Origin of the sequence: Janthinobacterium algoris, from assembly GCF_051380935.1 — a bacterium.
In the GTDB taxonomy this organism is placed as follows: Bacteria; Pseudomonadota; Gammaproteobacteria; order Burkholderiales; family Burkholderiaceae_D; genus Janthinobacterium.
In genome coordinates, this window is record NZ_JBNYXZ010000001.1 from 72,407 (window position 1) to 95,993 (window position 23,587).

Annotated in this window: 15 protein-coding genes and 1 pseudogene; 5 read left to right on the forward strand and 11 right to left on the reverse strand. The window is 64.2% G+C overall.

Annotation, left to right across the window (positions count from 1 at the left end):
- Positions 1-19: 19 nt before the first annotated feature.
- From ACQ4W7_RS00350 to ACQ4W7_RS00370, 5 genes are all read left to right on the forward strand, one after another.
- Positions 20-2,431, forward strand: a complete 2,412-nt coding sequence (locus tag ACQ4W7_RS00350) for a catalase (RefSeq protein ID WP_436527683.1) — start codon at positions 20-22, stop codon at positions 2,429-2,431.
- Between the two features lie 201 nt (positions 2,432-2,632).
- Positions 2,633-4,327 (forward strand): MFS transporter, encoded by a 1,695-nt coding sequence (locus ACQ4W7_RS00355; protein ID WP_426071452.1) that lies wholly within the window; start codon positions 2,633-2,635, stop codon positions 4,325-4,327.
- Positions 4,314-5,516, forward strand: coding sequence for an HlyD family secretion protein (locus ACQ4W7_RS00360; protein WP_436527686.1), 1,203 nt, complete (start codon positions 4,314-4,316; stop codon positions 5,514-5,516). Before ACQ4W7_RS00355 ends, ACQ4W7_RS00360 begins: the two co-directional genes overlap by 14 nt.
- A complete protein-coding gene (locus ACQ4W7_RS00365; protein WP_436527688.1) occupies positions 5,513-6,910 on the forward strand; it encodes an efflux transporter outer membrane subunit in 1,398 nt (465 codons plus the stop codon). The genes ACQ4W7_RS00360 and ACQ4W7_RS00365 overlap by 4 nt, the downstream gene beginning before the upstream one ends.
- Positions 6,911-7,014: 104 nt before the next feature.
- Complete coding sequence (locus ACQ4W7_RS00370; RefSeq protein WP_436527690.1) at positions 7,015-7,755, forward strand: tetratricopeptide repeat protein; 741 nt, start codon at positions 7,015-7,017, stop codon at positions 7,753-7,755.
- Positions 7,756-7,784: 29 nt separating this feature from the next.
- On the opposite strand, the gene ACQ4W7_RS00375 is transcribed toward ACQ4W7_RS00370, so the two are convergent.
- The 11 genes and pseudogenes from ACQ4W7_RS00375 to ACQ4W7_RS00425 all read right to left on the reverse strand — a co-directional run bounded on the left by ACQ4W7_RS00375 (position 7,785) and on the right by ACQ4W7_RS00425 (position 23,504).
- On the reverse strand, positions 7,785-8,756 hold the full coding sequence (locus ACQ4W7_RS00375) for a hypothetical protein (protein WP_436527692.1): 972 nt from the start codon (positions 8,754-8,756) through the stop codon (positions 7,785-7,787).
- Between the two features lie 131 nt (positions 8,757-8,887).
- Positions 8,888-12,004, reverse strand: coding sequence for an efflux RND transporter permease subunit (locus ACQ4W7_RS00380; RefSeq protein WP_436527694.1), 3,117 nt, complete (start codon positions 12,002-12,004; stop codon positions 8,888-8,890).
- Positions 12,005-12,013: 9 nt separating this feature from the next.
- Positions 12,014-13,189, reverse strand: a complete 1,176-nt coding sequence (locus ACQ4W7_RS00385) for an efflux RND transporter periplasmic adaptor subunit (RefSeq protein WP_436527696.1) — start codon at positions 13,187-13,189, stop codon at positions 12,014-12,016.
- Positions 13,190-13,202: 13 nt separating this feature from the next.
- A complete protein-coding gene (locus tag ACQ4W7_RS00390) occupies positions 13,203-14,618 on the reverse strand; it encodes an efflux transporter outer membrane subunit (RefSeq protein WP_436527698.1) in 1,416 nt (471 codons plus the stop codon).
- Positions 14,619-14,635: 17 nt separating this feature from the next.
- On the reverse strand, positions 14,636-15,343 hold the full coding sequence (locus ACQ4W7_RS00395; RefSeq protein ID WP_426071460.1) for a CerR family C-terminal domain-containing protein: 708 nt from the start codon (positions 15,341-15,343) through the stop codon (positions 14,636-14,638).
- A 264-nt stretch (positions 15,344-15,607) separates the two neighbouring features.
- Positions 15,608-16,969, reverse strand: coding sequence for a hybrid sensor histidine kinase/response regulator (locus ACQ4W7_RS00400; protein ID WP_426071461.1), 1,362 nt, complete (start codon positions 16,967-16,969; stop codon positions 15,608-15,610).
- 142 nt (positions 16,970-17,111) lie between these two features.
- The gene (locus ACQ4W7_RS00405) at positions 17,112-17,846 is read right to left on the reverse strand and encodes a 2OG-Fe dioxygenase family protein (protein ID WP_436527701.1); all 735 of its coding nucleotides are present in this window, start codon (positions 17,844-17,846) and stop codon (positions 17,112-17,114) included.
- A 105-nt stretch (positions 17,847-17,951) separates the two neighbouring features.
- Positions 17,952-19,978, reverse strand: a pseudogene (locus ACQ4W7_RS00410) (TonB-dependent receptor).
- Positions 19,979-20,016: 38 nt separating this feature from the next.
- Complete coding sequence (locus tag ACQ4W7_RS00415; protein WP_426071464.1) at positions 20,017-20,505, reverse strand: DUF6702 family protein; 489 nt, start codon at positions 20,503-20,505, stop codon at positions 20,017-20,019.
- Positions 20,502-22,877: a M1 family metallopeptidase gene (locus ACQ4W7_RS00420; protein ID WP_436527703.1), complete on the reverse strand. Its 2,376-nt coding sequence runs from the start codon at positions 22,875-22,877 to the stop codon at positions 20,502-20,504. Before ACQ4W7_RS00420 ends, ACQ4W7_RS00415 begins: the two co-directional genes overlap by 4 nt.
- Before the next feature lie 165 nt (positions 22,878-23,042).
- Positions 23,043-23,504: a MarR family winged helix-turn-helix transcriptional regulator gene (locus ACQ4W7_RS00425; protein WP_436527705.1), complete on the reverse strand. Its 462-nt coding sequence runs from the start codon at positions 23,502-23,504 to the stop codon at positions 23,043-23,045.
- Between the last annotated feature and the right edge of the window lie 83 nt (positions 23,505-23,587).

The following is a 23,587-nucleotide window of genomic DNA, read 5'->3' on the forward strand; positions in this document are numbered from 1 at the left end:
ATTACTCACAGGAGATGTAATGGCTAGCAACAAAAAAACGCCCTCCACGGACGGTGCGGGTTCCGTCTTGAGCAGCATGTCCGGCCCATCCGACAGCAAGGCGCCGTACAGCCTGGGCGCGGACAATGATGTGACCCGCTCGCTGCTGCAAAAAACCGCCGCCGGCCAGCAGCTGGCCGCCGCCATGGCGGTCAATCCCAAGGAAGACGGCCAGTATGGCGACGCGGCGCGCACGCCGGCCGAAGGCGTGCATGTGGCAGCGGGCGAACCGCTGGCGACGGCCAGCACCACGGGTGAAACGACAGCATCACCGAAAACCGGCGATGGCCAGCCCGCGCTTGGCGAGAATGCCGTGAATGCCTCGCTGGACCGCGCCAGGTCGGATGACAGTGGCTGCGTGCTGACGACGAACCAGGGCGTGCCTGTGGGCGACAACCAGAATTCGCTGAAGGCGGGCTTGCGCGGCCCCACCCTGATGGAAGATTTTATTCTGCGTGAAAAGCTCACGCATTTCGACCACGAGCGCATCCCCGAGCGCGTCGTGCATGCGCGCGGTTCTGCCGCCCATGGTTACTTCGAATGCTACAAAGAGCAAAGCAAGCATACGCGCGCGGCGCTGTTCGCCAAGGAGGGCAAGCGCACGCCCGTCTTCGTGCGTTTTTCCACCGTGGCCGGCGAACGCGGTTCGACCGATACGGCGCGCGATGTGCGCGGCTTTGCCGTGAAGTTTTATACGGACGAGGGCAACTGGGATTTGGTGGGCAATAACATTCCCGTCTTCTTCATCCAGGATGCGATGAAGTTCCCCGACCTTGTCCACGCCGTCAAGCCCGAGCCGCACAATGGCATGCCACAGGCGGCCAGCGCGCACGATACCTTCTGGGACTTCGCTTCGCTGTCGCCGGAAATCACGCATATGCTGATGTGGGCCATGTCCGACCGCGCCATCCCGCGCAGCTATCGGATGATGCAGGGCTTCGGCGTGCATACCTTCCGCCTCGTGAATGCCAAGGGCCAGTCCGTCTTCTGCAAATTCCACTGGTCGCCCATGGCCGGCACGCACTCGCTCGTGTGGGACGAAGCGGTCAAGATCAGCGGCGCCGATTCCGATTTCCACCGGCGCGACCTGTGGGAAGCCATTGAATGCGGCGAGTATCCCGAATACGAGCTGTCCTTCCAGGTCTTCACGGAAGCGCAGGCGGAAGCGTTCCCCTTCGACGTGCTCGATCCGACCAAGCTGATCCCCGAAGAACTGGTGCCGCTCGTCCCCGTCGGCAAAATGGTCTTGAACCGCAACCCGGACAATTTTTTTGCCGAGACGGAGCAGGTGGCCTTTTGCACGGCGCACATTGTGCCCGGCATCGATTTTTCCAACGACCCGCTGCTGCAGGGCCGCATCCACTCGTATGTGGACACGCAGCTCACGCGCCTGGGTGGCGCGAACTTCCATGAAATCCCTATCAATGCTCCGCTGGCGCCGCTGCACAACAACCAGCGCGACGGCATCCACCGCCAGGCCATCAACCGTGGCCGGGTCGCGTACGAACCCAATTCGCTGGCGGGCGGCTGTCCCTTCCAGGCGGGCGCCAGGGGTTTTAACAGTTTTCCCGCAGCTGCCGAAGGCGACAAGGTGCGCGGCAAGCCCGAGAAATTCGCCGAGCACTATGGCCAGGCGCGCCTGTTCTGGATCAGCCAGACGCCGGTTGAACAAGACCATATCGTGCATGCCTTCCGCTTTGAGCTGAGCAAGGTACAGACCGTGGTGATACGCCAGCGTATCGTCGCCATGCTGCGTAATGTCGACGAGACCCTGGCGCAGCGCCTGGCCGATGGGCTGGGCCTGGTGCTGCCGCCGGTCATGCCGCGCGCCTCCCTGCAGCCGCTGCCCGCGTATGCGCCGTCGCCAGCGTTGTCGCTCTTTTTCCGCCCCGGCAAGACGGGCATCCATACCCTGCGCGTGGCCATCCTGGTGGGGCCGGGCAGCGATGGCGCGCAGGTGCGCGACCTCTATGCCGCACTGCTGGCCGACGGCGCTGTGCCGCGCCTGGTAGGCAGCCAGCTTGGCCGTGTCGACACCAGCAGCGGTGCGCCGCTCGACGTGGAAATATCGCTCGAAGCGGGACCATCCGTGCTGTTTGACGCCGTCGTGCTTGCCGACGGCCAAGGTGCCGTACAGCAGTTGGGCGACGACGCCAACGCGCTCGACTTCCTGCGCCTGCAATACCGCCACTGCAAGCCGATGCTGGCTGTCGGCGCGGGCAAGGGCTTGCTGGACAAGGCAGGCGTGCCAGCGGCCTTGCCCGATGGCAAGCCGGATCCTGCCGTCATCGTCGCGCCGTCCGGCGACGTGGTGAAAGCCGTGGCCGCCTTCAAGAAGGCGCTGGCGGCGCACCGGGCGTTCGCGCGCGAAACGGACCCGCCGCGCGTGTGAGTGGCGGCGTCAGCGCAGGTGCAAGGCCAGGGCCGGACCCGCCGGTCCGGTTGCATACTGCCTTGCCTGCGCAAGGCCATACAATATGTAAACAATAAAGATGTCCTGCGGTGATATGCTGCTGACTAGAACTGTTCATTTGCAACTATTTCTATAACAGCAGCAAAGAACGGCTTCAGCAAACCGGATCGCGATTACTGCATGGACAAGTACACACCGCGCACCTGGGGGCCGGGCGAACGCCCGACCTTGCCCGGGTCGCCATCGATGCCCGAACATTCGACGCCCAGGCGTGTCGCGTATTTCATCGTCGGCCTGATCGTCGCGCTGACGGGGGGACTGGGCAATGGCCTGGTGACGGCCAATCTTCTGAACCTGCAAGGTTCGCTGGCAGCCTATGCCTACCAGATGCAGTGGCTGCCAGCCGCTTACGTGATGACCATCGTGTCGATGAATTTGCTACTGGTGAAGTTCCGCCAGCAGTTCGGCCTGCGCCTGTTCACAGAAGCGTTCCTGGTGCTGTACGCGCTGGTGACGTTCGCCCACCTGTATGCGAATACCTTGCCGTCGGCGATCGCCGTGCGCGCCGCACATGGCATGGTGGGCGGCGCCTTGGGGGTGCTGGGCCTGTACTACACTCTGCAGGCGTTTCCTGCGCGGCACCGCCTGAAGGGCGTGGTGCTGGGCCTGGGCTTTGCCCAACTGGCATTGCCCCTGGCGCGCATCTTCACCTCCGAACTGCTGCAGATCGGCGAATGGCACGGCTTGTACCTGTTCGAACTGGGCCTGGCCCTGCTGGCGCTGGGCTGCGTGCTGGCCCTCAAATTGCCGCCGGGCGACCGCGTGCAAACCTTCGAGCCGCTCGATTTCCTCACTTTCATCTTGTTCGCGCCCGGCGTGGCCTTGCTGTGCGCCGTGCTGGCACAGGGGCGCACGGCGTGGTGGATGGAAGCCGAGTGGGTGGGCGTGTGCCTGGCGTGTTCCATCGTGTTGATCGCCGCGTCGCTGGCCATCGAGCATAACCGCGCGCGCCCGCTGCTCAATACGCGCTGGCTTACCACGGGTAAGATCGCCAAGCTGTTTTTATCCGTGCTGCTGTTTCGCATCGTGTTGTCCGAGTCGACGGGGGCGGTCGGCTTCCTGCAGGCGCTGGGCTTGAATACGGACCAGATGCAGAACCTGTTCATCGTGGTGCTCCTGGGCAGCGTGGCGGGCCTGGTGGCCAGCGCGCTGACGATCAATCCGGCGACGCTGAACCGCTCGCTGATGTTCGCGCTGCTGCTGATCGCCGCCGGGGCGCTCATCGACGCGCACGCCACCAGCCAGACGCGCCCCGTCAACATGTATGTCAGCCAGTTCCTGCTGGCCTTTGGTGGCACGTTTTTTCTCGGACCCACCATGGTCACCGGCATGGGTGCCGTGATCGCGGAACCGCGCAATCTCGTGAGTTTTTCCGTGATGTTTACCATGACCCAGAACTTGGGCGGTCTGCTCGGCTCGGCCATCGTCGGCACCATCCAGACGGCGCGCGAAAAATACCATTCCAGCTACCTGGTCGAGCACCTGACCATGCTCGACCCGCAGGTGGCCGCGCGCGTGCAGTCGGGGGCATCGGCTTACGGCGGCGTGCTGATGGACCCCGCCTTGCGCAGCGCCCAGGGCGTGGCGCGCCTGGGCGCCATCGCCACGCGCGAAGCCAATGTCCTCGCCTACAACGATGTTTTTTTGATGATCGCCGGTGTCGCCCTTGCTACTTTACTGTGGATGCTGGTCAGCCAGTCCTGGACCCGCATTACCACCGGCGCGCGTCGCTTGGTCGGCCCCGTGCGCGATGCGCAGACGGCCATGGCCATCGTCCCCATTACCAATTCGGAACCGAGCAATGACAGAAAATAACACCACACCACCAGCACCAGCACCAGCACCAGCGTCGCCGCCTGCACCCGGGCCCGCAGCCAGCACCACCCCGCCGCAGCCGGACCGGCGCCACCAGTGGCTGTCCGCGCTGGCCTTCGCTGCCGTGGCCCTGGTGGGCGTGCTGATCGTGCTGTATGCGTGGCGCCTGCCGCCGTTCACCAGTCCCATCGTGACGACGGAAAACGCCACCGTGCGCGGACAGGTGACCATCATCGGCACGCAGCTGTCCGGCTATGTGGTGGAAGTGACGGTGCAGGATTTCATGGATGTGAAGGAAGGCCAGCTGCTGGTGCGCATCGACGACCGCATCTACCAGCAGCGCTATGAGCAGGCGCAAGCGCAGCAGGCGGCGCAGCAGGCGGCGCTGTCGAACTGGGCGCAGCAGAAGGCCAGCGCACAGGCGGGGATTTCCGTCAGCGAGGCGGCCCTGGCCAACGCGGAAGCGCAGGCGCGCAAGGCCAGCGCCGACTTGAATCGCGTGGAGCAGCTGGTGGCTGACGGTTCGCTGTCGCAGCGCGAACATGACCAGTCGCGCGCCACGCAGGCGCAGATGGCGGCCGCGCTGGCGCAGGCGCGCGCCAATCTCGACATTGCCCAGCAAAGCGTGCATTCCGTGGTGGTCAACAAGCAGGCACTGGAAGCGGCCGTGGCGAACGCGCAGGCGGCTGTCAAGGCAGCGAAGATCGACCTCGATAACACGCGCATCGTGGCGCCGTCCGATGGCCAGCTGGGCCAGGTGACGGTGCGCCAGGGCGCGTACGTGAACTCCGGTGCGCAGCTGATGGCGCTGGTGCCGCGCCAGATGTGGGTGATCGCCAATTTCAAGGAAACGCAGATGAATGGTGTGCAGGAAGGGCAGAGCGCCACCTTCCACGTCGACGCGCTTGACGGCGCCGTGTTGACGGGCCAGGTGGAGCGCATCTCGCCGGCCACGGGATCCGAATTTTCCGTGCTGCCGGCCGATAACGCGACGGGCAACTACCTGAAGATCGCCCAGCGCATTCCCGTGCGCATCCGCATCGATGCGGGGCAGGCGAATGCGCGCCGCCTCGTGCCGGGTATGTCGGTGGTGGTCAGCGTCGACACATCCGCCGTCTTGAACGACTCGGCGGACAATCCCGCGCCACCGCCTGCACCGAAAAAGGCGGCTGCGAAGGCCAAACCATGAAGCGCTGTGTATGGCTGATGGCCGGCGTGCTGGCGCTGGCGGGCTGCGCCGCCAACGCGCCACCGCAGCCCGCATCGGCCCTGCAACTGCCGTCCGGCTGGCGCGCGCAAGGCGAGGGCGGCGCAGCGTCAGCGCATGGCACACAGGTGGAACAGCTGTGGTGGCAGGCATTTGGCGATCCCGTTTTAAGTGATTTGGTGGGCGAGGCACTGGCGCGCAATGGCGACTTGCGCGTGGCGCGCGCCCGCGTGCAGGAATACCGTGCACGCCTGGCGCAGGCCGATGCCAACCGCGCGCCGAACCTGGCGTTTGACGGCTCACCCACGCGCACGCGCACGCTGGCGTCGAGCGGCAAGCCGTACGTGACGAATGTTTTCCAGGCCGAACTGCAGGCCAGCTATGAAATCGATGTGTGGGGCCGGCTGGCCAATTTGAGCGACGCGGCCGGAGAGAGCTACCGCGCCGAGCAGGCCAGCCTCGATGCGGCGGCCCTGTCGATCGCCGCCAGCGTGGCCACTGCCTACCTGAACCTGCGCGGACTCGACGCGCAGCTGGCGCTGACGCAATCGACCCTGCAGCTGCGCGAACAATCGCGCGAGCTGGCGCGCAAGCAGTTCGAGGTGGGCTACAGCTCGCGGCTGGAATGGCTGCAGGCACAATCGGAATACCATGCGGCGGCCGAGCAAGTGCCGCAGTTGCAGCGGCAGATCTTTGAACAGGAAAACGCGCTGGCCATCCTCGTCGGCGGCAATCCCGGCCCCATCGCGCGCGGCTTGCCCCTGGCCGAGCTGGCGGCGCCTGACGTGCCGGCCGGCCTGCCGTCCGAATTGCTGCGCCGGCGGCCCGACATCGCGCGCGCGGAACATAAGCTGGCGGCCGCCAACGCGAGTCTGGCCGCCACGCGCGACCAGCTGCTGCCGTCATTCAAACTGACGGCCGTCGGCGGCGGGCAAGCCACGACCTTGACCGATTTCCTGCATGCGCCGACCGCCCTGTGGCGGCTGACGGCGTTGGCGGCCGGTCCCCTGTTCGATGGCGGGCGGGTGCAGGCGCAGACGGATGCGGCCGGCGCGCAGCGCGACCAACTGGTGTACACCTATGAAAACGTGGTGAGGAACGCCTTCGCCGAAACGGAGAACAGCCTGGGTGCCATCTACCGGCTCCAGCAGCAAGCCGTGGAAAACGATGCACGCCGCGCCACCGCGCTTGATACCCTGCGCATCGCGCATAACCGCTATCGCAATGGCTACGCATCGTACCTGGAAGAACTTGACGCCCAGCGTACCCTGTACAGCGCCGACGTGGGGCTGCTGCAGCTGAAGACACGCATCCTCGTTGCCTCGGTTGACTTGTACCGGGCCATGGGCGGCGGCTGGTCGGCCAAGACGCCATAGGCGCGCGTGCACGGCGTGGCCGATTGCCGCGGCCGGTGTAATATTCTGGCCTGGGAAAGCGGCGGCATGGTGCCAGCGGCTCCCGTCACGAACGAGGTTGTAACATGACGATTTTTGGCATAGGCATCCACCTACTGATCGCGGTATTTTTTGCGATTCACGTGGTGCGCAACGGGCAGCAGTTGTACTGGCTGCTCATTTTATTCATGTTCCCGCTGCTGGGCAGCGTGGTGTATTTCTTCGCCATCTACCTGCCAAATTCGCGCCTGCCGCAAGGTGCGCGCAAGGTCGCTTCGGTGGCCGTGCAAGCACTCGACCCGAACCGCGAATTGCGCGAGGCGAAGGCCGCCTTCGAGTATACGCCGACGGCGCAGAACCAGATGCGCCTGGCCAGCGCGTTGCTCGAAGCGGGCGATGCGCAGGAAGCGGCATCGACGTATGAAGCCTGCCTGCAGGGAGCGTTTTCATCGGACCTGGAAATTCGCCTGGGTGCGGCACGCGCCTACCTGGAATGCGCGCGCGGCGCCGAGGCCTTGACGCACCTGGAATTCATCCGTCGCACGGACATCCATTTCCGTCCCGAGATGGTTTCCCTGCTGACGGCGCGCGCGCTGGCGCAAAGCGGGCGCCAGCCGGAAGCGAAGGCGGAGTTCGACGACGCGCTGACGCGCTACAACAGCTTCGAGTGCCGCGCCGAGTATGCGATCTGGGCGCTGCAGCAGGGTGACAAGGTGTTGTCGGAACGCCTGCTGCTCGATATCGACAGCGCCATGGCCCGCTGGAGCAGCCATACGCGGGCTATGTATGCGCCGCTGCTGGTGCGTCTGGAGGCGGCACGCAGGTAGCGGCATGACGGTGCTTGATGCGTATTGGCTTACACGCCAGGTACCGTGTTTTTGCCTTCAACCAGCTTGTACTCCTTGCCATCGAAAGCATAACGCGCGCGGCCGTTCAAGGGCGTGGCGATGCGCGGCGGGTCTTCGTCAGGCTTGACCGTGACGCCGGGCTTGATCTTTTCGGATGCCCCCGTGAAGTCGATCAGCAAGTCGTCGTGGGCGCCGCCGTTGCGCGCGGGGGCGAAGCGCCACTTGCCTTCGACCATCCAGCACTCGTCCATGTCTGGCGTGCAGGCGCCCATATTGTCCGAGTACAGCTCGATGCCGCTACCGAGCGCGGTCACCTTGCCGTCGCCGATTTCAAACAGGGCCAGTTGCGTGATGGTGTAACCCTGGCCCGTATAGCCGTGGCGGATCGCCAGTCCCGGCTTGTTCGCACCCAGCATGATCCAGTGGACTTCGCCCAGCTGCCCGGACGAACCCAGGGCCGCGATGTTTTCCAGCCGCTTCACGACTTGCCACTGGCCGTCTTCCGGCTGACCCTTGGGTGCCAGGAAAAAGACGTTCAACAACCCCGACGAGGCGTGCGCCGATTCTGCCGTGCCTTCCGTGTTGGCCGTTTCCGCATTCGCCACCAGGATGGCGCGGCCATCGGGCAGCAGCCTGTGGCTGACGGCACTGACGACATAACTGAGTTTGTCGACATGGTTGTCCGGATCGGGCAGGTCGGCCAGCGCATCGTCGCTGTCGCCGCGGTAGTCCTTGCCAAAGACGGCACGCATCATGCCCGCCTCGCGCTTGCGCGCCTGCGGCGTGTTCATCTCTTCCATCTTGGGGGCGGTGGCGGCCGGCGGTGGCACGTGTTCGGCCGATGCGGCATCGGCAGCGGCTGCGGGGACATCGGCTACACCGTCAGCTGCCAGGTCGGCGCTGGCGGGGGTGGTCTTGTCCGAACAGGCGCCGAGCAGTGCGGATACCAGTAGCAGAATGAGCGGGGTGCGGTAATTCATAGGCAAGGCAAATTGCGTTCATGGAGAATGGGCGCAGTATGCCAGATAGATGAAAGCGAGGGAGCGCGGTCTGCCGGCCGCTCCTTCGCTTCCTTGCCCGCAGGGGGCGCTTTTGCAAACAAAGGCGGCGCTTATTTTTCCAGCGCCACTTTGTCATCGCGCCGCAGCGGCGCTTTCTGGCGGCGCAGTTTCGCCATGCCGCGCTTGAGCAGGTGCTCCAGATCGTCGATGTAGGTGAACACCGCCGGCACCACCAGCAGGCTCAGTAAAGTCGAGGTGATCAGGCCGCCGATGACGGTAATCGCCATCGGCGAACGGAAGCTGGGATCGGCGCCCCAGCCCAGTGCCAGCGGCATCATGCCGGCGCCCATGGCGATCGTCGTCATCAAGATGGGTCGGCTGCGCTTGTGGCAGGCGTCGACCAGCGCATCGAAGCGGTTCATGCCGGCCTGGCGCGCCAGGATCGCATAGTCGACCAGCAGGATGGAGTTCTTGGTGACGATCCCCATCAGCATGATCAGGCCGATCATCGACGGCATCGACAGGGCGCTGCCCGTGATCAGGAGCGCCACGAAGGCGCCGCCGATCGACAGCGGCAGCGCCGCCAGGATGGTCACCGGCTGCATGAAGTCCTTGAACAGCAGCACCAGCACGCAGTAGATGCACAGCACGCCGATCAGCATGGCCAGGCCGAAGCTGGCAAACAGCGAAGCCATTTCCTGCGCGTCGCCCAGTTCGGCGATCTTCACGGACGGCGGCAAATTCTTCATCGACGGCAGCGCGCGCGCCTCTTCATTCAATTCGCCCAGGGTGCGCGAACCGAGTTCCACATCGAGGGTCACGTTGCGGCTGCGGTTCAAACGGTCGATCTGCGCCGGGCCGCTTTCCATCGTCACGCTGGCCACATTTGCCAGGCGCACGGGGCCATTTTTGCCGGGCACGGTCAGGCGTTCGATGGCGGCCAGGTCGGCGCGCACGCTGTTGGGCAGCTTGACGCGGATTGGCACTTGCCGCTCGGGCAGGTTCATCTTCGTCAGGTCCGTGTCGTAGTCGCCGGCCGTGGCTACGCGCACCGTCTCGCCGATGGCTGCCGCCGTCACGCCCAGATCGGCCGCCTTGGCAAAATCGGGGCGCACGATGATTTCCGGGCGCACCAGCGAAGCGCTGGAATTGACGTTGCCGATGCCTTTCAGGCCGCGCAGTTCGCGCTCGACCTTTTGCGCCGCCGCCATCAGCGCTACTGGGTCTTCCGAGCGCAGCACCAGTTGCATCTTGACGCCCGTGTCGGGCGGCCCCACCGTGAAGCGGGCGCCGGGTATGGTATCGAGCTTGTGGCGCAGCTGCGTTTCCAGTCCTGCCATCGATTCCTTGCGCTCCGTGCGGTGCACGGTGGTCAGGGTTAGCACGGCGCGGCGCGCCTCGGCCGCCGCGCCGGGGGCGAAGGCGTCGCCGCTGGAGCCGCCGCCAATCGAACTGAAGACGCCCTTGATGCCCGGCGTCTGCATGGCCGCATCGCGCGCCATAGCTGCCACTGCCTGCGTTTCGCCCAGGGTGGAGCCGGGCGGCAGTTCCAGGTTGATTTGCGTCTGCGCGCGGTCGGCGGCCGGCACGAAACCTGTCGGCAGCAGCGGCACGAGCGCGATGGCGCCGATAAAGAACAGGGCCGCAGCGATGGCCGTGATGCCGCGGTGGTTCAGGCACCAGCGCATCACGTGCAGATAGCGCGTCATCAGCCAGCCATCCTGCTCTTCCTTGTGCGGCAGCGGTTTCAATAGGTAGGCGGCCATCATCGGCGTCAGCAGGCGCGCTACCACCAGGGAGGCCAGCACGGCCAGCACGGCCGTCCAGCCGAACTGCTTGAAGAACAGGCCGGGAATGCCGCTCATGAAGGCCGTCGGCAGGAACACGGCCACCAGCGCGAAGGTGGTGGCGATCACCGCCATGCCGATTTCGTCGGCCGCTTCCATGGCCGCTTCCATGGGCGACTTGCCCATGCGCAGATGGCGCTCGATGTTTTCGATTTCCACGATGGCGTCGTCGACCAGCACGCCGACGACCAGGGCCAGCGACAGCAAGGTGACGGTATTGAGCGTGTAGCCGAACCAGTAGATGCCGAGGAACGCCGGCATCACGGACAGGGGCAGGGCGGCCGCGGCCACCAGGGTGGCGCGCAAGTCGCGCAGGAACCACCACACCACCAGCACGGCCAGCAGCGCGCCTTCGTACAGCAGCTCCATCGAGCCATCGAAGTTTTCCTCGACGGGGAAGGCATTGTCGATCGACTGCTGCAGCACCACGTTGGGGTTTTCCTTCTGCAGATCGGCGATGGCGTCGCGCGCGCCCTTGGCGACGGCCACTTCGCTGGCGCCCTTGGTGCGGAACACTTCAAAGGCGACGACGGTCCTGCCATCCTGCTCGGCCAGCGCGCGCGGTTCGGCGACCGTGTCGCGCACGGTGGCCACCTGGTCCAGGCGCACATGGCGTCCATCCGGCAGCGGCACTTCCACGCGCGACAGTTCATCGGCCGTCTTGACGGTGGCGATGGTGCGAACCGACTGCTCGGCGCCGCTGATGTCGCCCCTGCCACCGGGCGCTTCGCGCTGCACCAGGCGCAGCTGGCGCGAGACGTCGAGGGCCGACACTTTCAATGCCGCCATGCGCGCCTCGTCGAGTTCCACCTGGATCTCGCGGTAAACGCCGCCCACGCGGGTGACGGCGCCCACGCCGGGCACGGTCAGCAGGCGCTTGGCCACCGTGTTGTCGACGAACCACGACAGGTCGGGCGCGTCGAGCGGGTTGTCCACGCCCCCTTTCGCCGTGGCGATAAAGGTCAGCACCACGCGCCCGGCCGTGGAAGCCTTGGTAACGGTGGGATCGCGCAGCTCGGCCGGCATGTCTGCCTTGACGCGGGCCACGGCGTCGCGCACATCGTTGACGGCTTCGGCAATCTGCTTTTCCAGGATGAATTCGACGGTCACCGTGACGACGCCATCGAGCACCTTGGTGTAGATGTTTTTCACGCCTTGCAGGGTGGCGACGGAGTCTTCGATCTTGCGCGCCACTTCCGTTTCCAGCTGGGCCGGCGCGGCGCCAGGCAGCACCGCGCTGACGGTGACGATGGGCAGTTCGATGTCAGGGAAATCTTGCACCGGGTTGGCCTTGTAGGCCAGCAGGCCGGCCAGGGTCAAGAGCGCAAACAGCATGATGGCCGGGATCGGGTTCTTGATCGAGAGGGAGGAAAAATTCATGGCCTCTCCTTACTTTTTCACTGCAGATGCTGCGGCAGTCTTGGTTGCTGGTGCCACGACCGGGTTTTGCACATTCCGCACCAGGTCGCCATCGTTGAGAAAGCCGGCCCCGCTGACGACAATTGTCGTGTCGGCCGTGATGCCGCCTACAATCTCGATGCGGTCGCTCAGGCGCCGTCCGGCCTGCACCTTGATCTGGCTGACCCGCTGGTCGGCATTCAGGCGGAAGGCATAGCTGAAGCCATCGCGCACGGCGATGGCCTGCTGCGGCACCGTCAGCGCGCCCGATGTGCCCAGTTCAAATTCGCCGCTGGCGTACATGCCGGCCTTGAATGGCGCATTGTTGCCGGTGCTGGCCGGCAGATCCACGTACACGAGGGCAGAACGGGTCTGCGGGTCGACCGTGGGAGCGATCATGCGCACCTTGCCCGTCAAAACGCTGCCATTGGCGGCCTTCACCTGCGCCACGGTGCCCGGTTTCAGATTCAGCAGCTCGGTGGCCGTCACTTCGGCGCGCCATTCGAGGCGGCCCTGGCGGATCATGCGGAACAGTTCCGTGCCGGCGCCCACGACGGAGCCGACGGTGGCAGAGCGCGAAGAGATGATGCCGCTGTCGGGCGCCACCACCTGTGTGTATTTCAGGCGCAGCTGCTGCGACGCCAGCTGCGCCTTGGCGGACGCGATGCGCGCGTTGGCCGTTTGTTCGGCCGTCAGATACTGGCTGATCTGCTGCGCGCTGATGGCGCCCGTGCTTTGCAGCGAGCGGGCGCGCTGCGCGTTGGCGGCTGCTTCGGCGGCATTCGCTTCGGCCTCCAGCACCGCCGCTTGCGCCTGCGCCACGTCGGCGTTCACCGTGTCGTTCGAGAACACGGCCAGCACCTGGCCGGCGCGCACCACGTCGCCCACGTTGACGCGCACGTCCGTCAGGCGCAGTCCGTTCGATTCGCTGCCGATGACGGCTTCCTGCCAGGCGGCCACGTTGCCGTTGGCCTTCAGCTTGATGGGCAGGCTGGCCGTTTGCGGCTTGGCCGTGGTGACGGTGAGCGCAGGCTTTTGTGCCGCGTTTTTATCCTTGGCATCGTCGGCCGCGGTGGAAGACGGGGAATACAGGGCCACGCCGGCGCCCAGCACCACAAAGAGGGTGGCCAGCGCGAGTGCCATCGGTTTCAAGGTCATTTTTTTCATGTTGTCGTATCCGTCAAAGTGCGTTGTTGGCGATGGCGCTGCTGCTGTTCCAGCCGCCGCCGGCGGCGCGGTACAGCGCTACCCAGGCGGCGCTGCGTTCGCGCTCGAGGTTGACCACCGTGTTTTCGGCGGCCAGGCGCGTGCGGCGCGCGTCTTCCAGTTCGATCAGGCTGGCCAGGCCATTCTTGTAGCGGTCCTCGGTGGCGACAAACGACACGCGGTAACCTTCCAGGGCCGTTTTGGCGTGGCCGCTGCGTGCGTCCGTGCTGGCCAGGTTGACCAGCGCCTCTTCCACTTCGCGCACGGCCTGGCGCACGCCGGCGCGGTATTTCAGCACCGCTTCGTCATAGCGCGCCGACGCCGCATCGACCTGGGCGCGGCGGGTGCCGCCGTCGAAGATGGGCAGGCTGACGGCCAGCGGCCCGATGCTCCAGGTGCTGGCCGTGATGCTGTCGCCGCCGCTGCGGATATTGCCCTTGCCGATGGAGCCGGCCAGGCTCAGACGCGGGTAGCGCTGCGCCTGCGCGCCGCGCACTTCGAAGCTGGCCGCCGCCACTTCGCGTTCCGCGCTGTAGATGTCGGGACGCTGGCCCAGGGTTTGTGCCGGCAGTTGCGCAATCGCCACAGGCGAGGGTGCAACAAAGGGGCTGGCCGCCAGTTTCTGGCGCAGCGACGCTTCCGGCATGGCCGACAGGGCCACCAGCGCCTTGATATTGACATCGCAGGCGGCGCGCTGTTCGATGGCGCGGCTGGCGCCTTCGGCGGCGCTGGCACGGGCCAGGGCAGCGTTGGCGGGCGGCTGGAAGCCGGCGCCGGCGCTCAGTTCCGTCAGGCGTGCCGAATCGCGGCGCGAGACGGCATCCTGTTCGGACACTGTTTGCAACTGCTGGCAGGTGCGCAAGGCGTAGTACTGGTTCGCCACTTCGGCGGCGACCGAGACGCGGGCCTCATGCCAGCCGGCGCGTGCGCTGTCGTAGCGCTCCTGCGCCGCATCGCGCGTGGCGCGCTTGGCCCCAAACACATCGATTTCCCACGAGGCTTGCAGGGCGGCCTGCGAGGTGGTGCCGCCCGGCTGGGCCGATTGCTGGCTGGTGCGCACCACGCTGCCTGTTGCGTCGAGCGTGGGCGCCAGCGCGGCGCCGCTGGCCACTCGGTCCGCGCGCGCCTGCACGATGCGCGTGCCGGCGGCGGCGATGGTCGGGCTGACCTGCTGCGCATCGGTGATTAATTCCACCAGCAGGCTGTCGCCCTGGCCCTGCCACCAACTGGCCAGGTCCGTCAGCTTGCCGTTATGCGGCAACGGCGCCTGCCACTGCGCGGGTGCGCTAGCTGCCACCGCTGCGGGTGGCCCCTGCAGGGCGCAACCGCCCAGCGCCAGCACGATGCTGGCGGCCAGGACGCGTTGAACGGTGCATTGAATAGTCGTCATGCTGGTCCTTCTGCTTGTCATTGAGCGGTAGGGGGAGAGGGAGGAATGGCCAGGCGCCGGCGTTCCACGTCGGCCATGGCCAGCGCATAGTCGGTCATGCGCGCCAGCCAGGTGTCGATCGCGTGCGGCGTTTCCAGCAGTTGCGGACGCAAGGTTTGCAGTACCTCGGCGCCCACCATGTGCTGCAGGGCCAGTGAAGCGATGGAAAACGCCAGCCGATGCATGTCGTCGCTGTTGTCGGGCGCGCCCAGGTGGTGTGCCAGCACGCGCGTGAGCGCCTCATGTTCGGGACGGATGTTCTGGTCGATCTCGCGTGCCCACAGGCCTGTCGGTTCGAGCATTTCGCGGCACCACAGGCGCATGCAGTCGCGCGCGATTTCTCCCTGCTGCATGGGGGCGAGCAATTGCGCATAAAAGCCTTCCAGGCTTTGGCGCAGGGTGAAATGGGGTTGCTCGTACAGGGCGATATTGTCTTGCGGAGCCGACGACTGCTGGGCGAAGGCGGCGCGGTACAGGCCCGCCTTGTCGCCAAAATAGTAGCTGATGGCGGCCGCGTTCGTGCCGGCCGCTTGCGCCAGTTCGCGCGTGGACGTCTTGGCGTAGCCCTGTTCGGCAAATAGCCGGATGGCGCTATGCAGCAGCCGCTCGCGCGACTGTTCGCCGTCGGAACGGGGCTTGCGCCCGTCGTCGGCGTGGGAAGTGGGGATGGCGTTTTTTTCAATCATGCCGGAGATTTAATCATATATCTCAAACGATTGATATAACTAAATCGGTTGATTTAGTTAAGGGAAGATGAAGAAAATGTAAAACGCGGGCAAAAAAAAGCCCGCGGTGGTATTCGCGGGCTAAATCCAATGTTCGGAGAACGAATTGGAGGAGACAGTTCCACTATAGCGCTGAAAATGGTGCAGTGCAATACCGTAGAACTACTATATCGGTCTCTCCTGGATAGCAAAAAATCAGCATTCCATGTTGCGGCGCACAGAAGCTCAGGCCTTGCTGCGCAGGGCCAGCGTAAAGGTGCTGCCGGAACCGTAGTCGCTGTTGAAGAACAGGGCGCCGCCGATGGCGTTGGCCAGATTCTGGCACAGGTACAGGCCCAGTCCCGCGCCTTCCACGTGGCGCGTGGAAGTGGAATCGAGCTGCGAGAAGGCCTGGAACAGCTTGGCCTGGTCTTCTTCCTTGATGCCGGCGCCGCTATCGGCGATGCTCATTTCCGTCACCAGCACACCGTCTTCCTCGCGCTGGGACAGGCTGATGCGCACCGTGCCCTGTTCCGTGAACTTGATGGCGTTGTTGAGCAGGTTGATGAGGATTTGCGTCAGTGCGCGGCGGTCCGTGTCGATGATGGCGGGCGGGCGGCCCGCTTCTCCCAATCCCATTTCCAGCGCCAGGCCTTTTTGCTGGGCCAGTGGGCGCAAGGTGTCGGCCACTTCGGCCATCAGCTCCTGGCAGTGCACGGGTTCGATCGACAGGGTCAGCTTGCCCGCTTCGATCTTGGCCACGTCGAGGATGTCGTTGATCAGCGAGAGCAGATGGCGCGCGCTGGCGCGGATGGTGTTGAGTTGCTTGTCCTGGTCGGACGTCAGGGGGCCGGGCAGTTTCATCAGCAGCGCGCCGGTAAATCCTATGATGGCGTTCAGGGGCGTGCGCAATTCATGCGACATATTGGCGATGAAGGCCGACTTCATGCGGCTCGCTTCGGCCAGCTCCAGGTTTTTCAGGGCGATTTCGCGGTTGATGGTTTCCAGTTCGGCCGCATGGTGCGCCAGGCGCATGTTCAGTTCGATCACCTGGCGCTCGCGCGCTTGCAGTTCGCCGTTGACCTGCACCGCCTGTTCATAGGTGGAGATCAGCAAATCGAGGATTTGCTGGCGCTCCGCATTGATGAAATGCTTCTGGTCACCCAGGTACAGGGCGATGCCGATTTCCACATTCTGGTTCTTGCGCAGTTTCTGGTTCATCAGCATGTGGCTGATGCGGTTGAGCAGGTAGTCTTCCGCATAGGGCTTGCGGATGAAATTGTCGGCGCCGCACTCGATGCCGCGGATGATGTCCTTCGGGTCGTTGAGCGAGGTGACGAGGATCACGGGAATGTCGCGCAGGGTCGGATCGGACTTGATGGCACGGCACAGGTCGTAGCCATTCATTTCAGGCATGACTATATCGGACAGCACCAGGTGCGGCTTGCGCTCGCGGATGGCGGCCAGGGCCAGCTGGCCATTCGCCGCCACGCGCGCATTGTAGTGCAGCGACTGGATCAGGCGGCGCAAGCGCTCCGCCTGGGTCGGGCTGTCTTCGACGATCAGGATCTCGATTTCGTCAGGCTTGATTTGGTTGTTGGAGTCCACAGACCTCTCCTAGGATTTCAGTGTGGTGATGCTGGGCGCCGTGAGCGCGCCCTATCGACATCGTATGACTATATCGGATTTAGGTCTGTAAAAGTAACTTACAAGTAACTATTTTGGCCACAGGGAATGTTGTGGCCAACGCTTAATTCTCGCCCTGGAACTGGCCCGCGCGATATGTCAGCACGAGCGTGTCGCGGTGGCCATGTTCGCCGATGGGCTGGATCGGCGTCGATTCGTGGATCACCGCCGCATCGTCGAGCAGCAGCAGCGACCATGGCTCACTCAGGGTAAAGCGCTTGCCGTTGGGACCATTGGCTTCGAAGATGCGTGTCTCGCCGCCCTTGACCTGTTCGCGTCCGATCAGCAGCACGGCGACGAAATCGACGCCGTCGCGGTGCGCGCCTTCCGGCGTGGGGCGGCCGATGCCATCGGTCGTATCGATGCGGAACTGGTGCGCCTCGATGAACCACGGCTGGCTACCCTTGACCTGCGAGCAGGCGTCGCCCAGCGCGCGGATCAGCTGTTGCCAGGCTGGTTGTGCGACGATGGCTGGCTCGACCGGCTCGAACAGGCGGTGCATGCCGCCATGCAGGGCGTTGTATTCGACCGGTTGCCAGTGCGGACGGTGCGCCGTCTGCGTCAGGCGCGCGCCATCCTGCACGAAGCAGGAGTGGCGCCGGCGGCGATAGCGGCCGCCATCCTTCAGGTAATTGTCCAGCGCCAGGGTGTTCCAGCTCAGTTCCAGCGCGCGCAGCGCGGCCAGCGGGCAGCCGGCCAGCGCGGCCACGTCCTGTGGGCGCAAGACGGCATAGCCATCATCGCGCAAGGCGTCCTTGATGTGGGACGGGTCGGTAAAGATCGGTGCGGAAGTGCTCATGGCGGTGCGGGCCGGAACGCGGCCTGTATCAGTTTATCCAGCCTGGCATTCTACGACTTCGCGGCAACTCTTGTGTTACGTCCGCCAGGAATTATGCTTGTTGCGTTAAAAATTCTTTACCAGGGTCAGGCGCAACGAGCGCGATTCCACCGGATGGAAGTGGATATCGTCGACCGGCTGCGCCTCGCCGGGTAGGCGCGAGGCATAGTAGTAATCGATGGCCGAGTCGCGCCGGTTGGTCAGGTTGTAGCCTTCGACCTCCACGCGCAAGGCCTTGTCGATCTGGTAGGCGATGCGCCCGTTCAAGCCCACGCTGGCCGACGAGCGCACGCTGTTGTCTTCAATCAGAGGACGCGGGCCGAAGTAGCGCAGGCGCAAAGAGCCCGACCATGGCCCGCGCGGCGTCACCGTCATGGCCAGCTGGGCCACGCCTTCGATGGCGCCGGGGATGAAGTCGCCCGCCGGGTCGCTGCCGCGCGCGCGCGCCCGCGCATACGCCAGGTCCAGCGACAGCCAGCTGGCCGCCTTGTAGTAGCTGGAAAACTCGATGCCGTAGCGGCGGCTGGGGCGGCCCGCCTCGGTGGCGCCAGCGTCGCCGATGAACAGCAGCTCGGAATCGAAGTCCAGGCGGTACAGCGACAGCGACGTTTGCAGGCCGGCGATGGCGTCGCTGCGCAAGCCCAGTTCCAGGGCGCGCGAGCGCACCAGGGGCGTGACCTTGTCGGCCGTTACACCCGTCTTCGGGTCGACTGTGATCGTCGTGCCGCGCGCGTCGTTGCTGTGAAAGCCATTGCCGATGTTGATATACGCTTCCGTGTCGCGCCACGGCCCCGCGATCACGCTCAGGCTGGGGCTGAACAAATGGTCGCTGGCCGTACCCGAATTGGTGGCGCGGTCGCTGCGCACGTCGAAGCGGTAGGCGTCCGCACGCAGGCCGGCCACGCTGCGCAGCCAGCGCGACCAGCGCGTACTGTTTTCGCCATACACGCCGATGCTGGTTTCGATGATATGGTCTTGCCGCGTGGTCGACAGGATCTGGCGCTGGCGCGTGTTGTACAGGCCATTGTGAATATTGTCATTCTGTAGCTGCAGGCCGATGGTGGTGTCGCTGCTGCCCCTGTCCGTGTGGCGGTGCCAGGTATGGCTGGCATCCAGGCCGGCAGTCACGCGCCGGTCGGGCTGGGCGAACTGGTCGCCGTTATCGGGATCGTCCAGCGCATACGTGAAATTCGAGAACAGGTCCAGGCGGTTGGCGATCACATACGCGCTGACTTTGGACGATATGTCGTCCGTCGTCTGGCGCCAGGCGCCTGACAGGCTGTAGCGCTGCGCCTTGCCGCCATCGCTGGCATCGATGGCGTCGAAGCGGCCCAGCGTGCCGTCCTGCACGGCGCGCAGCGGAATCTGGTCGGTGGCATGCCAGCTGGCGTCATACGCCATGGCCGTGACGTTGAGCCGTTGTTGGCATAGCCTACACTGTAGCGCAGCACGCCATTGAGCTTGCGGTAGCGGTCCGGCTGCGTGAACGGGCCATCGTTATGCTGCGCTTCGAGCGCGTACAGCAGGCTGCCGTCGCCGGCATCGAATGTATCGGCCAGCAGGGCGCGGCGAAAGCCGTTCTGCCCGATGCCCACGCTGGCGATGCCCTGCGTCAGGCGGTTCGCGTAGACGATGGACGCCGCTCCCGCCGAGGAAAAATCGCCTTGCGCCGCCGAATACGGCCCCTTTTTGTAATCGAGGCGCATGGCCAGTTCGGGGATCAGGAAGTTCAGGTCCGTCCAGCCCTGGCCGTGGCCATGGCTGCGCTGGTTGACGGGCATCTCGTCGACGGTAGTGCGCAAGTCCGTACCGTGATCAAGGTTGAAGCCGCGCAGGTAGAACTGGTTGGCCTTGCCTTCGCCGCTATGCTGGCTGACGATCAGCCCCGGCACGGCTTCGAGCAATTCGCCGGGCCGGTAGCTGGTGCGCGCCTCGAGCTGCTTTTGCGTGACGCTGCCCGCGTTGGCCGAATCGGCCACGCCCAGCTGGTTCATGCGCGAACCGTCGACCAGCACGCGCTGGAACATGTCGTCGGCGTGGGCGGCCGGTGAAAACAGGACGGCGAGGAGGAGGGCAAGATAGCGTGGCGTCATGGGTGTCTGGGTATGGCGGCGGTGGGGTCTGGCGTTGTTTACCGGATCGGCAGTTCCGTGTTCTGGCGGTCGAAAGTCAGCGTCTGGATGGTGCCGCTGTCTTGCACATTGAGGGTGTTACGCTGGCTGGGCAGGAAATCGATCAGCAACTGGTTGTGGATGCGCGTGGCGGGGGCCAGGCGCGTGTGCTCGATTTCCTGGAAGATGACCACGTTGTCGGCATTGACCTTCATGCCGACCCAGTTCAGACGCAATCGCTTGCCGTCCGGCGCCACGAGATAAAACTGTTTTTCGACATAGCGGCGCAGGGCCGCTTCGCTGTCTTCCTGGCCCAGGTCGAACTGGCGCTGGTACAGCTGCGTCAGCAGCGCCTCGACGTCGTGGCCCGTGTAGGTGTGCACTACTTCCGTGTTGCCGCTGGCCGCGTTATAGCTGATGTCGGCGATGCCCATGTGGAAATTGTGGGCGCCAGCGGCCATGCTGGCGCAGGCCAGCAGGCTTGCCGCGAACATGCGCCAGCGCTTCATGCCTCGTCGCCCTTGTCCGAGCCGCCGCTCTTGCCTTTCAATGGCGTATGAAAATCGCGCATCAGGTTATCCTTGGGCGACTTCTCGCTCTTGAACAGTTCCAGGCGCGATGGCGTGACTTTTCTCGGCCAGGCGTTGTTGCTGGTGTCGATGTCGGCCGTTTCCCAGTACGGGTCCTGCACCAGGCCCACCATCGGTTCATCCGTGATGACGACCTTGGTGATTCTCTTGGGCGAGTAGCGCCACACTTCGGCCGGCACGCGCTCGACGTACTTCTTGCCGCTTTTCAGTTCGATCTCCAGGATCAGGGGCATGACCATGCCGCCCAGGTTCGACAGGTCGACCAGGTACAGGTGCTTGCCCTGTTTCAGCAAGTCCTTTTCCCATGGTTCCAGGCCGGCCAGCGCTTCGGCATAGCTGTTGCGGTCCTTGTTGGTCACCGTGAAGTCGTCGTGCTGGTTGTAGAAATCCTTCAGTTCCGGATGCGCGTCGACGCGGCGCGGCATACCCTTGTTGGCGCGGCTCGTGACGGATTCGGGCTGGGCATCCTTCTGCGCCTTCTTCCAGGCTTTTTCCGTTGCCGGATTTTTGGAACTCACGCCATATTCGCTGATGCCGTCAATGCTGATGTCGACCGGATCGGTGGTGTAGAACCAGCCGCGCCAGAACCAGTCCAGGTCCGTGCCGGACGCGTCTTCCATGGTGCGGAAAAAGTCGGCGGGCGTGGGGCGCTTGAATTTCCAGCGCTGCGCATATTCCTTGAACGCGTAGTCGAACAGTTCGCGCCCGAGGATGGTCTCGCGCAGGATGTTCAGGCCCGCCGCCGGCTTGGCGTAGGCGTTGTTGCCGAACTGCAGCAGCGATTCGGAGTTCGTCATGATCGGCACTTGGTCGCGGCTGCGCATGTAGTCGACGATCTCGCGCGGCTCGCCGCGCGAGGCCGGATAGTTCTCTTCCCAGGCCTGCTGCGCCAGGTATTGCACGAAGGTGTTCAAGCCTTCGTCCATCCACGTCCATTGGCGCTCGTCCGAGTTGATGATCATCGGGTAGTAGTTGTGACCCACCTCGTGGATGATCACGCCGATCAAGCCATACTTGGTGCGCTTGGAGTAAGTCAGCTCGCCCGTCTTTTTGTCTTTCACCGGACGGGGGCCGTTGAACGAGATCATCGGATACTCCATGCCGCCAACGGGGCCGTTGACGGAGATGGCCGTCGGATACGGGTAGTCTATGCTGTATTTGTTGTACTGTTCGATCGTGTGCACGATGGCTTGCGTGCTGTACTTTTCCCACAGCGGATTGCCCTCTTTCGGATAGTAGGACATGGCCATCACGTCGCTGCCGCCCTTCTTGTAGCCCTGCGCATCCCAAATGAACTTGCGGCTTGAGGCCCAGGCGAAGTCGCGCACATTGGCCGCCTTGAAGTGCCAGGTCTTTTGCGCGTGGCTGACGGATTTTTCGGCCGCCTCGGCTTCTTTTTGCGTGACGATGATGACGGGCTTGTCGCTGCTGCGTGCCTTTTCCAGGCGCTCGCGCTGCGCGGCCGACAGCACGTCTTGCGGATTTTGCAGCGCGCCCGTGGAGGCGACGATATGGTCGGCGGGGACGGTGAGCTGCACGTCGTAGTCGCCAAATTCCAGCGTGAATTCGCCCGAGCCGAGGAACTGTTTGTGCTGCCAGCCGGCCGCGTCGTAGTAGGCCGCCATGCGGGGGAACCACTGCGCCACTTCGAACAGGGCGTTCTTGTCGTCGAAGACTTCATAGCCGGCGCGCCCGCCCAGCACCTTCTGTTCATTGATGCGGTAATCCCAGTCGATCTGGAAGAAGAAATCCTGGCCCGGTTTCAAAGGCTGCGGCAGGTCGATGCGCATCATGGTGCGGTTCACTACATGTTTCAAAGGCTGGCCATCCGCGCCTGTCAAGCGGCGGATATGGAAGCCGCCCTGGAAGTCGCCGCGCGCCAGGATGCCGCGCAAGCCTTCGAACTTCATCGTTTCTTCGCCCGTCGTTTTGGCCCACGCCTGGCGCGAGGGCGCCGTGGTCATGCGGCGCGCGTCGGAATCGGGCTGGTAGATGTTCTGGTCCAATTGCACCCACAGGTAGCCGAGGGTGTCAGGCGACTGGTTATGGTAGGTGATGCTGCCGCTACCGGCGATCTCGCGTTTGGCTTCGTCCAGCGTGGCGCGGATGGTGTAGTCGGCGCGTTGCTGCCAGTAGGCGTGGCCCGGCGCGCCGGAGGCGGTGCGGTAGGTATTCGGGGTGGGCAGTACTTCTTCGAGCTGGCGGAACTTGTCGTCGAATGGTTCGGCAGCGAAAGCCGACACGGTAAAGCAGAGAGCCAACGAGGCTACGGAGCTGAAAGGTATGCGCATAGTCACCCTGATGTTGTTGTAGAGAAATAGTGGCAACTATTCTATACGCAGGGTGGGGCCATCCTTGTATCGATTTGTAATAAAGAAAGGTGGATTTTGCGCCAGCTTTTTCCTGGCGCTGTCAGGAGGATGCTTTACCTGATTTTGCTCGGGAAAGTAGCGCTTTTACTCACTTTTCATCAGGCTGTCGCGCAACTGGTTCAGTTGTTGTTTCATGTCCACAACTTGCTCCACGCTGCAGTGGCTGGCCGTCAGGATGGCTTCGGGCAACAGGGCCGCTTCTTGGCGCAGCTGGTCGCCTTGCTGCGTGAGGGAAATGATGACCTGGCGCTCGTCGCTGGCGGCACGCGCACGCGTCAACAGGCCCGCTTGCTCCATGCGCTTGAGCAGAGGCGTCAGGGTGGCCGAGTCGAGGAACAGGCGCTCACCCACTTCCGATACCGTCAAGCCGTCGTGTTCCCACAGCACCATCATTACCAGGTATTGCGAATACGTCAGGCCGAGTTTACGCAGGAGCTTGCGGTACAGTTTGTTCATGGCAAGCGAGGTCGAGTACAGCGCAAAGCATAGCTGGCTGTCCAGGCGCGGCACCTGGTGCAAGGGGTTGGGGGCGGCAGTGGTATCCATAGGGATAGTATATATAGCGCGCTATTCAATTGCAAGCGAGTGCCGGCGGGTAGATGGCACACCGGCTTGCCCTGGCCGGTGCC

Bases quoted from the DNA above. Each gene is read 5' to 3' on its own strand.
- ACQ4W7_RS00355 (WP_426071452.1), top strand. From the start codon at position 2,633: ATGGACAAGTACACACCGCGCACCTGGGGGCCGGGCGAACGCCCGACC.
- ACQ4W7_RS00405 (WP_436527701.1), bottom strand. From the start codon at position 17,846: ATGAGCACTTCCGCACCGATCTTTACCGACCCGTCCCACATCAAGGAC.
- ACQ4W7_RS00375 (WP_436527692.1), bottom strand. From the start codon at position 8,756: ATGAATTACCGCACCCCGCTCATTCTGCTACTGGTATCCGCACTGCTC.
- ACQ4W7_RS00420 (WP_436527703.1), bottom strand. From the start codon at position 22,877: ATGCGCATACCTTTCAGCTCCGTAGCCTCGTTGGCTCTCTGCTTTACC.
- ACQ4W7_RS00380 (WP_436527694.1), bottom strand. From the start codon at position 12,004: ATGAATTTTTCCTCCCTCTCGATCAAGAACCCGATCCCGGCCATCATG.
- ACQ4W7_RS00395 (WP_426071460.1), bottom strand. From the start codon at position 15,343: ATGATTGAAAAAAACGCCATCCCCACTTCCCACGCCGACGACGGGCGC.
- ACQ4W7_RS00365 (WP_436527688.1), top strand. From the start codon at position 5,513: ATGAAGCGCTGTGTATGGCTGATGGCCGGCGTGCTGGCGCTGGCGGGC.
- ACQ4W7_RS00385 (WP_436527696.1), bottom strand. From the start codon at position 13,189: ATGAAAAAAATGACCTTGAAACCGATGGCACTCGCGCTGGCCACCCTC.
- ACQ4W7_RS00415 (WP_426071464.1), bottom strand. From the start codon at position 20,505: ATGAAGCGCTGGCGCATGTTCGCGGCAAGCCTGCTGGCCTGCGCCAGC.
- ACQ4W7_RS00425 (WP_436527705.1), bottom strand. From the start codon at position 23,504: ATGGATACCACTGCCGCCCCCAACCCCTTGCACCAGGTGCCGCGCCTG.
- ACQ4W7_RS00360 (WP_436527686.1), top strand. From the start codon at position 4,314: ATGACAGAAAATAACACCACACCACCAGCACCAGCACCAGCACCAGCG.
- ACQ4W7_RS00370 (WP_436527690.1), top strand. From the start codon at position 7,015: ATGACGATTTTTGGCATAGGCATCCACCTACTGATCGCGGTATTTTTT.
- ACQ4W7_RS00390 (WP_436527698.1), bottom strand. From the start codon at position 14,618: ATGACGACTATTCAATGCACCGTTCAACGCGTCCTGGCCGCCAGCATC.
- ACQ4W7_RS00350 (WP_436527683.1), top strand. From the start codon at position 20: ATGGCTAGCAACAAAAAAACGCCCTCCACGGACGGTGCGGGTTCCGTC.